The sequence below is a fragment of the Halobacillus sp. BBL2006 genome, from assembly GCF_000786645.1.
Taxonomy (GTDB): Bacteria; Bacillota; Bacilli; order Bacillales; family Halobacillaceae; genus Halobacillus.
Genome location: NZ_JRNX01000668.1, coordinates 1 through 703, shown reverse-complemented (window position 1 = coordinate 703; position 703 = coordinate 1). Strand labels below are relative to the sequence as shown.

The 703-nt window shown below is 47.5% G+C and carries 1 protein-coding gene and 1 pseudogene; both read left to right on the top strand.

Annotated elements, in window-relative coordinates:
* A pseudogene (locus tag LD39_RS23225) lies at positions 1 to 185 on the top strand (glycerol kinase); the annotation flags it as partial.
* An 81-nt stretch (positions 186 to 266) separates the two neighbouring features.
* Positions 267 to 703 (top strand): dihydroxyacetone kinase subunit DhaK (locus tag LD39_RS17990; protein ID WP_035551106.1); only part of this gene is annotated, 437 nt, incomplete at its 3' end.

Genomic DNA, 703 nt, shown 5'->3' with positions numbered 1-703 from the left:
AAACGACAGCGCTCGGTGCAGCCTTTTTAGCTGGACTAGCCGTCGGTTATTGGAAAGATAAAGAAGAAATCAAAGAGCAGTCCACTAATGATCGTACGTTCACTGGTGACATGAGCGAAAGCGAGCAGCAAGAGCTGTATGGCGGCTGGCAGAAAGCAGTTGAAGCAACAAGAAAATTCAAATAAACGTAGACTCAGGCACCTTTGATTAAGAAGGTGCCTGAGTGGTTTTCTTTTTTAAATTCCAAAAAGGGTGGGAGAAGCCAGATGAAAAAGTTAATCAATGACCCAAATGAAGTGGTTACGGAAATGCTGGATGGAGTTGTTTCCGCTTATCCGGATGCGATGAAGAGGCTTGAGGATACAACGGTTATTGTTCGAAGCGATGCTCCAGTCAAAGAGAAGGTAGCGCTTGTGAGCGGCGGCGGAAGCGGACACGAACCGGCCCACGCTGGATTCGTTGGACAAGGGATGCTGGACGCTGCGGTTGCAGGCGAAGTTTTTACATCGCCTACACCAGACCAGGTTTTCGAAGCGATAAAAGCCGTTGACGGTGGAGCAGGTGTCCTTTTAGTCATCAAAAATTACACAGGGGATGTCATGAATTTCGAAATGGCGGCTGAACTAGCGGAAGCTGAAGACATAAGCGTCGATAAAGTAGTGGTCAATGATGATGTCGCAGTGGAAGACAGTTCGTTTACTTC